The organism is Devosia sp., from assembly GCF_035944845.1.
Taxonomy (GTDB): Bacteria; Pseudomonadota; Alphaproteobacteria; order Rhizobiales; family Devosiaceae; genus Devosia_A.
Genome location: NZ_DASZAW010000027.1, coordinates 31,070 through 44,783, shown reverse-complemented (window position 1 = coordinate 44,783; position 13,714 = coordinate 31,070). Strand labels below are relative to the sequence as shown.

Here is a 13,714-nt window from a genome sequence, read left to right as displayed (position 1 = left end):
GCACACCAGCGATGGCCAGGATGTAGCGCAATGGACCGTCCGGGTTGGATTGCCTGAAATCGTTTGCAGCGCGCGAGGTGTTTGTGCTCAGCGCTCCGCCCGCTGTCAACCGGTAAACGCGGCTTTTGTCGGAATTACGAACCCCTGGGGCACGCGATGTGGATTGCTGTCCGAATGGGCTTGAACCGGCGAGGCCGAACGGGTTGAACGGGGGCCGAAAGCAAAAGGAATTCGACTATGGCAACCGTCTCCCCCGATAGCGTCGCCCAGGACCAGATCAAGGCCTTCATCGAACGCATCGAACGGCTCGAGGAAGAGAAGGCCGCAATCGCCGGCGACATCAAGGAAGTTTATGCCGAGGCCAAGGGCAACGGCTTCGACACCAAGGTGCTGCGCAAGATCGTCTCGATCCGCAAGCAGGATCATGCCGAGCGCATGGAGCAGGAAGCGCTGCTCGAACTCTACCTCACGGCGCTCGGCATGGCGGCAGCGCCGAGCGACGACGAGTAGGCACTACGCCGACGATGAAACAGGGCCGCCCGCTGGGCGGCCTTTTTGTTTTCGGGACACGCAAGGTCTTGGAGCTAGCGTGCGATTTGGTGATACGCAATGCACTGCGGAGCCAGGGAGATCAGAATGCAGCTCATCGATACCCACCAGCACCTGATCTATCCCGACCGTTTCCAGTACAGCTGGACCAACGGCATCCCGGTGCTCACCGGCAGCTTCACCGACGAGGACTACGCCGGCTTGGCGCAGCAGGCCGGAATTGCGGCCGCCATCTTCATGGAGACCGCGCCGGACGATGCCTTCTACCAGGACGAGGTGCGCTTCGTGCTCGGGTTGATGCAGCAGCCCAACTCGTTGACCAAAGGGGTAATCGCCGGTTGCCGGCCAGAGATGGATGCCGGCTTCGAGGCCTGGCTCGAGGAGACCGACAGGCCTCAGGTGGTCGGCTACCGCCGGGCCCTGCATGTGGTGCCCGACGATGTCTCGACCACGCCGGGCTTCCGGCGGAACGTCGCCAAGATCGGGGCCCGCGGGAAAACCTTCGACCTCTGCGTGACGCAGGCGCAACTGCCGATCGGTCGCGATCTCGCGCGGGCCTGTCCCGATACGATGTTCGTCCTCGACCATTGCGGTGTGCCGGCTATTGCCGGCGGCGATTTCGTCGGCTGGGCCAGGGCAATCGATGAGCTCGCGGCGCTTCCCAACGTCGCCTGCAAGATCTCCGGGGTCGTCGCCTATGCCGGCGGGCAGCCGGCTGAGGCGGCGGTTGCGCCCTATGTGGCGCACTGCCTCGAGCGCTTCGGCGCCGCTCGTGTTGTGTGGGGCGGTGACTGGCCGGTGGTGCTGCTGGCCATGGGATTGCCCGACTGGGCGGCGATCACCCGCAACCTCACCGCTGGCCTCGGCGTCGGCGAGCGCGAGAAGCTGTTCGCCGCCAACGCCCGTCGCATCTACAAGCTGGGAGACTGACCATGGCGGACCGCAACCCCAACCCCGACCCCGCGCTGCATGGCCAGATCCCGGTGTGGAACCAGGAGACCTGGCTCTACGAGGATATCGTGGTGGGGGAGCGCAGCCGCTCGATCCGGCGCACGATTTCGGAAGGCGAGGTGATCGCCTTCGGCACGTTGGTGATGGACCTCCACCCCTATGTGGCTGACGATCCGTTCGCCGTCGAAGAGGGGATGTTCGGCCGCCGGCTGGTGGCCGGTGCGCAGGTGTTTTCCTACGGGCTCGGGCTGTTCGCGCACAACAACGTCAACAGTTTCAGTTACGGCTATGATCGGCTGCGCTTCATTCGGCCGGTGTTCATCGGCGACACCATCTACGGCATCCGCACCATCCTCAGGAAGGAGCCGAAATATCCCGACCTCGGCCTGATGGTCTGCAGCTACGAGATCTTCAAGCATACCGGCGAGCTGGCGCTCTATTGCGAGCATCTGCAGACGGTGAAATACCGCGACGCGGCCAGCGCGCGCGTCGCGGTGACCTAAAGCGATCAGGACATTTCGACGGGCGTTCCGGTTCGGCGAGAAGGGGGGGCTTGGTTGGACGGGCGCTACGACTACGTCATCATCGGCGGCGGTACGGCCGGGTGCGTGCTGGCCAACCGACTGAGCGAGGACCCGCGCCGGCGCGTGCTGCTGCTCGAGGCCGGTGGCAGCGACAGCTATCCGTGGATCCAGATCCCGGTCGGCTACCTCTACTGCATCAACAACCCGCGCACCGACTGGATGATGCGGACCGAGGCGGAGCCGGGGCTCAACGGGCGGGTGCTCAGCTATCCGCGCGGCAAGGCGCTGGGCGGCTGCACCTCGATCAACGGCATGATCTATATGCGCGGCCAGGCCGCCGACTACGATCAATGGCGACAGCTCGGCAATGTCGGCTGGGGCTGGGACGACGTGCTGCCCTACTTCACCAGATCCGAGGACAGTTTCCGCGGCCGGACCGAATTGCATGGGGCGGGCGGCGAATGGAAGGTCAGCCGGCAGCGGCTGCGCTGGGACATCCTCGAGGCCTTCCGCGCCGCTGCCGACGAGATCGGCATCCCACGGCGCGACGATTTCAACGACGGCGACAACGAAGGCTCCGGCTTCTTCGAAGTGAACCAGCGCAACGGCGTGCGCTGGACCGCCGCAAAGGGGTTTCTGCGGCCGGCCCTCGGACGGCCCAATCTGCGTGTCGTCACCGGCGCGCTGGTCACCGGCATCGCCATGACCGGGCAGCGCGCCACCGGCGTACATTATGAGGCCGGTGGTGTGATGGGCCGCGCCGATGCCGATGCAGAAGTCATTCTGGCGGCGGGGGCGGTGAACTCGCCCAAGCTCCTCGAACTCAGCGGTATCGGCGATGGCGAGGTGCTGGCGCGGCACGGGGTCGAGGCGCGGCACGTTCTGCCGGGCGTGGGTCGGAACCTGCAGGATCACCTGCAGATCCGCACGGTGTACCGGGTCAGCGGGGCGCGCACCCTCAATACGATCGTCAACAGCCTCACCGGCAAGGCGGCGATGTCGCTGGAGTACATGATGTTCGGCAGCGGGCCGATGTCGATGGCGCCGAGTCAGCTCGGCATCTTCTCGCGCAGCGACGCGAGCGTCGCGACCGCCGATCTCGAGTATCATGTGCAGCCGCTCTCGACCGACAAGCTGGGCGATCCGCTGCACCCTTTCCCGGCCGTCACGGTGTCGGTCTGCAACCTCCGGCCGCAGAGCCGCGGCACCTGCCATATCCGCAGCCGCGACCCGGCCGAGCAGCCGGCCATCAAGCTCAACTATCTCAGCGCCGAGCGCGATCGCGACGTCGCCCTGAAGGCGGTCAAGCAGGCGCGCCGGCTGGTGGCAACCGAGGCGCTGCGCCGCTATGCGCCCCAGGAACTGCTGCCCGGCCCCGCGGTGGTCGACGACGACAGCCTGATGGCCGCTATCGGCAACATCGCCACCACCATCTTCCACCCGGTCGGCACCTGCCGCATGGGTCAGGACCAATTGGCGGTGGTCGACGACCAGTTGCGGGTGCGCGGGATTGCCGGCCTTCGCATCGTCGATGCCTCGGTCATGCCGACCATCCCCTCGGGCAATACCGCCTCGCCGGTGGTGATGATAGCCGAACGGGCCGCGGACCTGATCCGAGCTGCTGCTCGCTAGACGGGTGCGGGTGCGGTGCTGCTGCGCTGGATCAGCACCGGGAGCAGCGGGTCGGCTTCCTGCGGCGGCTCGCCGTTTAGGCGCGCCATCAGCGCCTCGATGCAGCGGCGGCCAAGCTTGGTGAAATCCTGGCGCATGGTGGTAAGCGGCGGGACGCAGTAGGCGGCTTCCGGCACATCGTCGAAGCCGACGACGCTGAAATCGCGCGGCACGACGCGGCCGGCTTCATAGAGCGCCAGCAGCAGGCCTTGGGCGATGCGGTCGTTGGCGCAATAGGCGGCAGTGAAGCGCGGGTCGCTCAACACCTGTTTGCCGACGACATAGCCACTCTCGGCCGTCCAGTCGCAGACATAGGGGTCGGGCGCCACCAGATGCGCCGCACCCAACGCCTTGCGCCAGCCATGGACGCGCGATTCCGAGACGGTGAAGCCGGCCGGGCCGGCGAGATGGGCGATCCATTTGTGCCCCAGGTCGATCAAGTGCTGCGTCGCAGCGCGCGAGCCCTCGACCGAGTCGTACATGATCGAGGTGTGCTCGCCCGTATCGACCGAACTCAGGGTCACCACCGGCACGTTCTCGAAGCTGAGGAAGGCGGCGCCGGCCGAGACATCCTGTGGCGAGATCATCACGATGCCTTCGACCGACTGGCCGACCAGCCGGGCCAGCGCTTCGGCGATGGTCAGGCGATTGGACTCGCGCAGGCTGACGATGCTGACCCCATAGCCTTCCTCGCTCGCGGCCTGTTCGACGCCGAACAGGGCGGAGGCCGGCCCGAAGCTCAGATAGTCCGAGGCGACGACGCCGATGGTGCGTGAGCGGCTGGTGGCAAGAGTGCGCGCCGCCATGTTGGGGCGGTAGTCGAGGTTGGCAATGGCCTTCAGCACCCGCTCGCGGGTGTCGGGCTTGATGAAGGCATAGTCGTTCAGCACCCGCGAGACTGTCTGCTGCGAAACCTGCGCCAGCCGCGCCACGTCGGCCATGGTGGGAGAAGTGCCCTTGCGTGACTGTCGAACCAAATGGCGTCCCTTTCGTTAGCGTAAACAATAGTGGCGGGATTGCGGTGACGCAAGGGCTGCGACACGTGCCAAGTCAGGTAGTGCAGGCATGTTGTCTCATCCGGATGGATGATCCGAGCCGTTCTTGACAACAGGATTGTTTGCGCAAACAATTCTGGCCAACGAGACGAAGACGTCCGTTGAACGAGACGAAAACGTCCGTTGAGGCCAAGACGAAACCGTCTGGCGAGGGAGTGCGCAGTGGAAGACCAGTCGGCCTATCGCATCGGCGATCGCATCCTGTTCGGGGCGGCCTATTATCCCGAGTATCAGCCGGTGGAACGGATGGCCGAAGATTTTCGGCTGATGCGCGAGGCGGGGTTCAACCTGATCCGCGTCGGCGAATCCGTGTGGTCGACCTGGGAGCCGCGCGACGGCGAATTCGAGCTCGAATGGCTGCTGCCGGTGCTGGACGCGGCACAGCAGCACGGCATCTGTGTCGTGCTGGGGACGCCGACCTATGCGGTGCCGCCCTGGCTGATGCTGAAGCACCCGGAGATCGCGGCAGAGTCGAAAACCGGCGTGCGCGTGCCATGGGGCGCGCGGCAGGAGACCGATACCTCGCACCCGGTGTTTCTCGATTATGCCGAGCGGATCATCCGCAAGGTGGTGGGGCGCTATGCCAGCCACCCAGCAATCGTGGGCTTCCAGGTCGATAACGAGCCCGGCCACCAGGTGCCGCACAATGCCCACGTGTTCAGCCGCTTCAAGCAGTGGCTGATGGCCAAGTACAACGGCGTCGAGGCGATCAACCAGGCGTGGAACCTGACCCACTGGGCGCACCGGCTCAACGACATCGACGAGCTCTGGGTCCCCGACGGCAACCACGTGCCGCAATATGATCTCGACTGGCGGCGCTTTCATGCGCTGCAAACCACCGAGTACATCGCCTGGCAGGTGGGCATCGTTCGCGAGTACGCTGGGGATGACCAGTTTATCACCACCTGCATCGACCCGATGCGCGCTGCGGTCGATGACCGGGCCATCGGCGCCGCCTGCGACGCGATCGCCTCGAACCAGTATATCGCCACGCAGGATCAGCTTGGGCCGGACACCGCGGGGGACTATGCTTTTCCGCCGTCTGGCAGCTGGGCGCCGTTCTTCATTTCCGATCGCACCTGGGCCATCGGCCAGCGGCGCTTCATGGTCACCGAGACCAATGCGACGAGTATCGGTTTCCCCTGGTTCAACCACCCGATGTACGACGGGCAGTGGCGGCAGGTCGGCTGGGCGATGATCGCTCGCGGCGCCCGGGCGGTGGAATACTGGCACTGGCACACCATGCACGGCTCCTGGGAGACGTTCTGGGGCGGGGTGCTGCCGCACAGCTTTGCCCCCGGCCGGGTCTATGGCCAGGTGGCTGAGCTTGGGCAGGAGATCGCCCGGGCCGGCGCCGCAGTCGAAGGCATCGTGCCCGATGCCAATGTCGGGCTGATCTTTTCGATGCCCAACCGCTGGGCCTTCGAATACCACCCGCCAATGCAGGATCCGGCGGCGCTGCCGGAAAAGCAGGGGCCGGCCGACCGCGCCGCCTATGAGCGGATCGTCTATCGCTTCTATGGCGGGCTCGATCGGGCCGGCCACCAGGTGCGGGTGCTGCATGGGGCGGATTTCGAACTCGCCGAACCGGTGCAGCTGGCGCGTCAACTGCCGACGCTGGTGGTGCCGGCGCTCTATCTCGCTTCCGATCGGCTGGTCGCCAACCTCGTTGCTTATGCCGAGGCGGGCGGGCACCTGGTGGTCGGTATCCGCACGGCCTATGCCGACGAGATCGGTCGGCCCAAGCTCGAGCGGCAGCCGGCCGGTTTGGCCGATGCGGCCGGGGTCTGGTACGACGAGTTCTCCAACCTGGTGACGCCACTTGCCGTCACCGGGCAGCTCAGCGGCACGGCCCGGAGCCTCGTCGAAGGGCTGATCGCCGACGACGCCGAGGTCATCGCCAGCTACCAGCATCCGCATTTCGGCCGCTGGCCGGCCGCGACGACGCGGCCGTTCGGCAAGGGCCGCATCACCTATGTCGGGGCCTTCCCCGAGCTCGATTTGGCCCAGTCGCTCGGTGAGTGGCTGCAGCCTAACCATCCCTGGCAGTCGCAACTGGTGCCCGGCGCACTGGCGGTGCATGGCGCCACCAACGGCGCCGGCGAGCGGCTGTGGTTCGTGCACAATTTCGGCTGGGAGGCACGGACGGTTACGCCACCGATGCTGGTCACCGATGTGCTCACGGGCGAGCCGGTTGGGGACCTGGCGCTGAAGCCGTGGGACGTGCGGGTGCTGCGTGAGGTTGCGGCGTGATGGGGGCCGTTTGTAGCACCGATAATGACGGGCCGGTGCGCACAGGGTACCCCCACCCCTGTCCCCTCCCCGCAAGGGGGAGGGAGACCAAAACATTGACATCAGTGTTGGCGTCTCCTCCCCCCTTGCGGGGGAGGGACAGGGTGGGGGGTGCTCTTCTCGCTGCGGACTATCCTCCCCACGACCACCCCTCCCTTCCTAGCGGACGCGGTAGCGCTGCGGGGGAAGAGCACCCATGACCCGCCTCTCCGCCAAGACCCGTGCCACCTCCACGGCCTACCTGTTCCTCACCCCGTTCATCGTGGTGTTCGCCATCTCGATCGTCGTGCCGCTCGGCTACGCGCTGTGGATCAGCTTTTTCCGTAAGCAGATGATCGGCGGCACGGTGTTCGTCGGGCTGGGCAACTACCTCAGGGCGCTGGGCGATACGCTGCTGCACGATGCGGTGTTGCGGGTGATCGTTTTCCTTGTGCTGCAGGTGCCGATCATGCTGGGGATCGCCATGTTCGTGGCGCTCGCCATCGACAGCGGGCGGCTTGCCGGCAGCCGCATCGTTCGCATCGGGCTTTTCCTTCCTTATGCGGTGCCGGCGGTCGTCGCGGCGCTGATGTGGGGTTACATCTTCGGCAGCCAGTTCGGGCTCGCCGGGCAGGTGTTCGGCAGCCTCGGCATTCCCACCCCGGACTTCCTCGGCCCCAACCTGATGCTGGCGAGCGTCGGCAATGTCGTGACCTGGTCGTTCGTCGGCTACAACATGCTGATCTTTTACGCGGCGCTGCGCTCGATCCCCACCGACATCTACGAGGCGTCGGCGATCGATGGCGCCAATGAGTGGCACAAGGCCTGGTTCATCAAGCTGCCGGCGCTCAGGCCCGCGCTGGTGCTGGCGGTGATCTTTTCGATCATCGGCTCGCTGCAGCTGTTCAACGAGCCCTCGATCCTCGGCCAGCTCCGGCCCAGTGTCGTCACCACCAGCTGGACGCCGAACCTTTACGCCTACAACCTCAGCTTCACCGGCGGGCAGATCAACTACGCCGCCGCGGTGGCGATGCTGCTCGGCGGCTTCACCGTGGTGGTCGCCTATGTCGTGCAACTCGGCGCGGCCAAGCGGGGGAGGCTGATATGAGTGTAGCCGCCCTCTCGGCACCCGCATCGGGGACCCGTACCCGTTCAGCGCTGCGGCCGCGAAAGTCGCCGGTGCTGACGATCATCCTCTGGATGCTGCTGGCCTATTTCATGCTGCCGCTGTGCTGGCTGCTGGTGAACGCCACCAAGTCGAATGTCGACCTGTTCGGCACCTTCGGGCTGGCCTTCGCGCCGAGCTTCGCGCTGTGGGACAATATCGGCCAGCTCTTCGCCTTTCAGGACGGCATTTACCTGCGCTGGTTCGCCAACACCATTCTCTACGCAGTGGTGGGCGCTGGAGGCGCCGCACTGATCTGCGCAATGGGCGGCTATGCACTGGCGAAGTTCGATTTTCATGGTCGGAAGGCCGTGCTGGCCATCGTGCTCGGCGCCACTGCCGTGCCGGGAACGGCGCTGGCGGTGCCGACCTATATGCTGTTCACCCAGTGGGGGCTGATCAATACCGAGCTGGCGGTGATCATACCGGCGCTGGTCAGCCCGTTCGGGCTGTTCCTGATGATGGTCTACGCGCAGGACGCGGTGCCGGATTCGATGATCGAGGCGGCGCGCATCGATGGGGCCAGCGAAGGCCGCATCTTCTGGACCATCGCCTTTCCGCTGATGGCGCCGGGCTTCGTCACCGTGCTGCTGTTCCAGCTGGTCGCCACCTGGAACAACTATTTCCTGCCGCTGATCGTGCTCAACCAATCCGACAAGTTCCCGCTCACCGTGGGGCTGTCGCTCTGGAACAAGCTCGCCAATGCCGGCGGGGTGAACCTCGCGCAGCCGCTCTATCCGCTGGTCATCACCGGCTCGCTCCTGGCGGTGCTGCCGCTGCTCGTCGCCTTCGTGTTCCTGCAGAAATACTGGCAATCCGGCATCGCCGCGGGCGGGGTGAAGGAATGACACCCGGCGGGGTGACACCCAGCGGGGTGACATCCCGCGAAACGAAATCCGGTGTCTCGCGACATCGCAACCAGGGCGCGGAGGATGCGCCACAAAGGGAGAAGACCATGACTCGTAGTTTGAAGGGGCTCGCCGCCAGTGTGGCGGCCGCCGCATTCTTCATTACCGGCGCCATCGCACAGGAGCCGGTCGAAATCACCTTCTGGACCTGGCTGCCCAACATCCAGACCTCGATCGACAAGTTCGAGGCGAGCCACCCCGGCATCAAGGTGAAGGTGGAAAATGTCGGCGTCGGCACCGACGAATACACCAAGATCCAGAACGCCGTGGATGCCGGCTCGGGCGGACCCGACGTGGCGCACATGACCTATGACGCGATCCCCAATTTCGCGCTGACCGGAGCGCTGGCCGATGTGACGCAGTTCGGCGGCGCGGCGGTGAAGGAGCTGTTCCTGCCCGGCGTGCTCGGGCTCGTCGATATCAATGGCGGCATCTACGGCGTGCCGCAGGATTTCGGCCCTGGCGTCATGTATTACCGCAAGGACGTGTTCGACGAAGCCGGCGTCGAGGTGCCCAGGACCTGGGCGCAGTACGCCGCCGCCGCCGAAGCGATCAAGGCCAAGAACCCCGACCACTACATCACCTATCTCGACCCGAGCCTCGTCGATGCCGCCTATATGGGGCTGTGGCAGCTCTCGGCCGAGCCGTGGTCCATTGCCGACGGCACCAACGTTACCCTCAACCTGCAGTCGGAAAAGGCCAAGCAGTGGGCCGATTACTGGACCGATCTCAACGCCAAGGGGCTGACCATCGAGTCGGTGCAGGGCTCGGATGAGTGGTTCAAGCAGTTGGGCGCGGGACAGATGGCCACCTGGGTGGTGGGCGCCTGGGGCCTGCAGGCGCTGACCGGCGTGCTGCCTGACAACAAGGGCCTGTGGCGGGTCGCGCCGCAGCCGGTGTGGAACGAAGGCGATGTCGGCACCAGCCAGTTCGGCGGCTCGGGCACCGTCGTCCTCGCCCAGTCGGCCAAGAAGGAAGCAGCGGTCGAGTTCGCGCTCTGGATGAACGGCAGCCCAGAGGGCGTCGCCAGCCTCAAGGACGACCAGGGCCTGCTGCCGACCACCAAGGCGGCGTGGGAAGACCCTGGTTTCATCGACGAGGAGATCGAGTATCTGGGCGGCCAGAAGGCGCGGCAGATTTTCGCCGAATCCGCCAAGAACTCGGTGGTCGGCTGGACCTGGCTGCCGTTCCAGCCCTACGTCTCGAGCGTCTATCGCGACACGGTCGGCCAGGCGATCTCGGGCAAGACCAGCGTGTTCGAGGGCTTCAAGGCCTGGCAGGACCGCATCGCCCAGTACGCGCAAGAGCAGGGCTTCACCGTCGCCACCAAATAGGGCCAACGGCCCTGACGCCGCGCTCTCCCTCCCGAGCGCGGCGTCCTCCCCTCTGTTCCCCGACATTTCCAGGACTTTTCCCGTGGCGAGATTTCAGTTCCCGGCCGGATTCGATTTCGGCGTTGCAACCAGTGCGTTCCAGATCGAAGGCGCCTGGAACGAGGACGGCAAGGGGCCGTCGATCTGGGACACGTTCGGGCACACCCCGGGCAAGGTGCATCTCGACATCCCCGGCGATCGCGGCGCCGACCACTATCACCGGTTCAAGGACGACGTGGCGCTGCTGCGCGAGATCGGGGTTTCGAGCTATCGCTTCTCGCTCAGCTGGTCGCGCCTGTTCCCCAGCGGGCGCGGGCCGGTGAACCAGAAGGGTGTCGATTTCTACTCGCGGCTGATCGATGAGCTGCTGGCGGCGAACATTCAGCCCAATGTGACGCTTTATCACTGGGACCTGCCGCAGGCGCTTGAGGATCAGGGCGGCTGGATCAACCGCGATATCATCGGCGCCTTCGCCGACTATGCCGAACTGGCGTTCAACAGCTATGGCGACCGGGTGCGCCGCTGGGCCACGCTGAACGAGCCGATCTCGATCTGGGTCGGCTACGCGATGGGGGTGTTCGCCCCCGGTCGCAGCGACGAGAAGACCGCTCGGCAGGCTTTGCACCACGCGCTGGTTTCACATGGCGTGGGGGTCGAGGCGTTCCGCGCCTCGGGCAAGCCCGGGGAGATCGGCGCGGTGTTCGACATCTGGCAGCGCCACCCGGCGACCGACAAGCCCGAGGACCAGGCCATCGCCGACCGCGACGAGGATGACGGCTTCCGCTTCTTCCTCGATCCGGTGCTGAAGGGCGACTACTCCGAGCGCATCCGGACCCGCCTTACCGAGCGCGGGACCATGCCGGAAATCCGCGAAGGCGACCTGAAACTGATCAATACGCCGATCGATTATCTGGGCCTCAACGTCTATTCGCGCGTCGTGGTCAGCGCCGAGCACTACAACCCGCGCTGGTGGGTGGCCGACGACAAGCACCCGGGCGGCAACTTCCTCGACAATGGCATGGAGTACTATCCGAAAGCCGTCTACGACGCGGTGTTCATGGCCAAAGAGCAGTATGGCTGGCAGGGCCCGATCTTCATCACCGAGAACGGCGCCGCCGATGGCCCCAATGCCACCGATCCGCTCGATGACCAGGAGCGCATCACCTACGTCGCCGGCTTCCTCGAGTGGATCCACAAGGCGATTGCCGACGGCGCCGACGTACGCGGCTACTACCTGTGGTCGCTGATGGACAATTACGAATGGGCCGCCGGCTACAGCCAGAAGTTCGGCATCGTGCATCTGGACACGGAGACGATGGCGCGAACACCGAAAGCCTCGGCGAAGTGGTACGCCGGGGTGATCAGGCGGCGGGGGCTTTAGACTTCACCGCCGGCGCGCTTGGCGCCCCTCACCCCGCGGCGAGCCCTTCGGTCTCACCGCCAGGGTGAGGGGCAGCCAAGCACTCCGGTCGGCGGTATCAATGCGGCCCGGTCGGCAGATCCTGCGTTGTCCCACATGGCCCGCCATCCAGGTTCGTGGCGATGTCCTGCTTCTCCCCATCGAAGCTCAGCGCTTCGTAATAATGGCTCATCTCCACCGTGCTCGCCGGCACGTAGTGGAAGATCAGCGAGCGGCGGAAGCGGTCGGGGCTGGTGTTGGGGGTGGAGCCGTGGATGACGCTACCGTTGAAGAACAACACGTCGCCGGCCTTCAACTCCATCATCTGCGGGGTGAGGCCGGGCGGCGGCTCGACATGTTCGGTGGTGAAGAACAGAGCCGGGTCGGCCTTTTCCGGGCAGGCCACATCGAGCGCTGCGGTCTCAGGCACACACATCATGCCACCATTCCCCGCATCGGCATCGTCGACCGCCACCCAGGCGGCCATGCAGGTGCCGGGCTTCACGCGCAGGTAGAAATTGTCCTGGTGCAGATCCTGACCACGCGCGCCGGGCGGCTTGAAGTAGAACATCGACTGCACGGCGAACGGGCTTTCGCCGAACAGTTCGGCGAGGATCGGCCTGAGACGCGGATCGCGCATGTAGCGCATGGCGAGCGGACCGACCGGTTTGTCCGGGTGCTTGTGCGGGTGCATCATGCGCGGGTAGCGCTGCAGCGGATCGTTCGAACTCAGCGGGGCGCCCTCACGCGCCTTGGGTACGTCGGAAAGCCCCGGCACCGGGCCGTCCTTGGCCATTGCCATGAAGGTGCCGCGGATCTCCTCGATCTCGGCCGGGCTGAACAGGCCGCGTATCGCCAGAAATCCATCACGTTCGAACTGCTGCTTCTGTTCGCCGGTCAAACTCATCGGGTCCTCCTCGATCGTGGGAGGCTAGGGCGGTTTGGCGGTGTTGCCCATCGAACATCGTGCCAATCACATGTAATATCCTGCTATGGCCAAGCTCGACACCCCCCGGCATGAACGCGTCCTGCAGCTTCTCACGGGCCACTACCATGAGACATCAGGCTATCGCACCTATCGCGAACATGGCGTCGACGACTGGCTGCTGATCCACACGATCAGCGGCGCGGGACGCTTCGGCCATGCCGGTGGCGAGCTCATTGCCGGCGCCGGGGACTGGGTGCTGATCCGTCCCGCGACATTGCACGATTACGCCGTGGCGCCATCGGAAAAGCATTGGGAACTGCTCTGGGTGCATTTTCAGCCGCGACCCGACTGGCTGCCATGGCTTGACTGGCCGGAGGTGGCTCCCGGGCTGATGCTGTTGCACCTCGATGAGCCTGATGTCGTACAGGGCCTGCTTGCAGTGCATCGGCTGTTCAACAGCGATCTGCGCCGGCGCGAAGCCTTCGCCAGCAATGCGCTCGAAGCCGTTCTGCTGGAATGCGACCGCTTGAACCCGAGTGCGCCTGACACGCGCCACGACGAGCGCGTGCGACGCGCCATGGATTTTCTTGACCGCAACCTCGCCGGCAAGGTGTCCCTCAGCGCGGTCGGTCGCGCCGTCGGCCTCTCGAGTTCACGGCTGGCACACCTGTTCCGCGCAGAGACCGGTCAGACGGTGCAGGCCTATCTCGAGGGCCGCCGCATGCAGCGCGCCGGCGAACTGCTGTCGCGCACCGCGTTCTCGGTCAAGCAGATCGCGGAATCGGTGGGGTATGACAGCCAGTTCTACTTCAGCCAACGGTTCAAGCGCTGGAGCCAGAAGAGTCCGGTGGCGTTTCGCGCCACCATGGCGACGCGAGGCTGAGAGCTCGGCGGCGGTTCAAATGCGATTGCCCTGCCTG

At 65.5% G+C, this 13,714-nt stretch carries 12 protein-coding genes; 10 read left to right on the top strand and 2 right to left on the bottom strand.

The features are described 5' to 3' along the window. Positions 1–237: 237 nt before the first annotated feature. From VGV07_RS04065 to VGV07_RS04050, 4 genes are all read left to right on the top strand, one after another. Positions 238–510 carry a DUF2312 domain-containing protein gene (locus tag VGV07_RS04065; protein ID WP_055883009.1) on the top strand — a complete coding sequence of 91 codons (273 nt, stop codon included), beginning with the start codon at positions 238–240 and terminating at the stop codon, positions 508–510. A gap of 126 nt (positions 511–636) precedes the next feature. After that, entirely contained in the window at positions 637–1,479 is an 843-nt protein-coding gene (locus tag VGV07_RS04060) for an amidohydrolase family protein (RefSeq protein ID WP_326867407.1), read from the top strand. A gap of 2 nt (positions 1,480–1,481) precedes the next feature. Beyond that, positions 1,482–2,003, top strand: a complete 522-nt coding sequence (locus VGV07_RS04055; protein ID WP_326867406.1) for a MaoC family dehydratase — start codon at positions 1,482–1,484, stop codon at positions 2,001–2,003. 54 nt (positions 2,004–2,057) lie between these two features. Continuing rightward, complete coding sequence (locus VGV07_RS04050) at positions 2,058–3,656, top strand: GMC family oxidoreductase (RefSeq protein ID WP_326867405.1); 1,599 nt, start codon at positions 2,058–2,060, stop codon at positions 3,654–3,656. On the opposite strand, the gene VGV07_RS04045 is transcribed toward VGV07_RS04050, so the two are convergent. Continuing rightward, positions 3,653–4,636: a LacI family DNA-binding transcriptional regulator gene (locus tag VGV07_RS04045; protein ID WP_326867404.1), complete on the bottom strand. Its 984-nt coding sequence runs from the start codon at positions 4,634–4,636 to the stop codon at positions 3,653–3,655. The two genes, VGV07_RS04050 and VGV07_RS04045, sit on opposite strands and share 4 nt — an antisense overlap. Positions 4,637–4,912: 276 nt before the next feature. Here VGV07_RS04045 and VGV07_RS04040 point away from each other — a divergent pair, with 276 nt between their 5' ends. From VGV07_RS04040 to VGV07_RS04020, 5 genes are all read left to right on the top strand, one after another. Next, positions 4,913–7,003: a beta-galactosidase gene (locus VGV07_RS04040; RefSeq protein ID WP_326867403.1), complete on the top strand. Its 2,091-nt coding sequence runs from the start codon at positions 4,913–4,915 to the stop codon at positions 7,001–7,003. 235 nt (positions 7,004–7,238) lie between these two features. Next, positions 7,239–8,129 carry a sugar ABC transporter permease gene (locus tag VGV07_RS04035; RefSeq protein WP_326867402.1) on the top strand — a complete coding sequence of 297 codons (891 nt, stop codon included), beginning with the start codon at positions 7,239–7,241 and terminating at the stop codon, positions 8,127–8,129. Continuing rightward, positions 8,126–9,034 carry a carbohydrate ABC transporter permease gene (locus VGV07_RS04030; protein ID WP_326867401.1) on the top strand — a complete coding sequence of 303 codons (909 nt, stop codon included), beginning with the start codon at positions 8,126–8,128 and terminating at the stop codon, positions 9,032–9,034. Before VGV07_RS04035 ends, VGV07_RS04030 begins: the two co-directional genes overlap by 4 nt. A gap of 107 nt (positions 9,035–9,141) precedes the next feature. Further along, positions 9,142–10,428, top strand: coding sequence for a sugar ABC transporter substrate-binding protein (locus tag VGV07_RS04025; RefSeq protein ID WP_326867400.1), 1,287 nt, complete (start codon positions 9,142–9,144; stop codon positions 10,426–10,428). An 82-nt stretch (positions 10,429–10,510) separates the two neighbouring features. Then, positions 10,511–11,848: a GH1 family beta-glucosidase gene (locus VGV07_RS04020; protein ID WP_326867399.1), complete on the top strand. Its 1,338-nt coding sequence runs from the start codon at positions 10,511–10,513 to the stop codon at positions 11,846–11,848. A 97-nt stretch (positions 11,849–11,945) separates the two neighbouring features. Here VGV07_RS04020 and VGV07_RS04015 read toward each other — a convergent pair whose 3' ends face one another. Next, positions 11,946–12,773, bottom strand: a complete 828-nt coding sequence (locus VGV07_RS04015) for a phytanoyl-CoA dioxygenase family protein (protein ID WP_326867398.1) — start codon at positions 12,771–12,773, stop codon at positions 11,946–11,948. Between the two features lie 85 nt (positions 12,774–12,858). On the opposite strand from VGV07_RS04015, the gene VGV07_RS04010 reads away from it, so the two are divergent. After that, positions 12,859–13,677 carry a helix-turn-helix domain-containing protein gene (locus VGV07_RS04010; RefSeq protein ID WP_326867397.1) on the top strand — a complete coding sequence of 273 codons (819 nt, stop codon included), beginning with the start codon at positions 12,859–12,861 and terminating at the stop codon, positions 13,675–13,677. The last annotated feature ends 37 nt before the right edge of the window (positions 13,678–13,714 follow it).

Bases quoted from the DNA above. Each gene is read 5' to 3' on its own strand.
- VGV07_RS04010 (WP_326867397.1), top strand. From the start codon at position 12,859: ATGGCCAAGCTCGACACCCCCCGGCATGAACGCGTCCTGCAGCTTCTC.
- VGV07_RS04055 (WP_326867406.1), top strand. From the start codon at position 1,482: ATGGCGGACCGCAACCCCAACCCCGACCCCGCGCTGCATGGCCAGATC.
- VGV07_RS04045 (WP_326867404.1), bottom strand. From the start codon at position 4,636: ATGGCCGACGTGGCGCGGCTGGCGCAGGTTTCGCAGCAGACAGTCTCG.
- VGV07_RS04065 (WP_055883009.1), top strand. From the start codon at position 238: ATGGCAACCGTCTCCCCCGATAGCGTCGCCCAGGACCAGATCAAGGCC.
- VGV07_RS04030 (WP_326867401.1), top strand. From the start codon at position 8,126: ATGAGTGTAGCCGCCCTCTCGGCACCCGCATCGGGGACCCGTACCCGT.
- VGV07_RS04060 (WP_326867407.1), top strand. From the start codon at position 637: ATGCAGCTCATCGATACCCACCAGCACCTGATCTATCCCGACCGTTTC.
- VGV07_RS04035 (WP_326867402.1), top strand. From the start codon at position 7,239: ATGACCCGCCTCTCCGCCAAGACCCGTGCCACCTCCACGGCCTACCTG.
- VGV07_RS04025 (WP_326867400.1), top strand. From the start codon at position 9,142: ATGACTCGTAGTTTGAAGGGGCTCGCCGCCAGTGTGGCGGCCGCCGCA.
- VGV07_RS04015 (WP_326867398.1), bottom strand. From the start codon at position 12,773: ATGAGTTTGACCGGCGAACAGAAGCAGCAGTTCGAACGTGATGGATTT.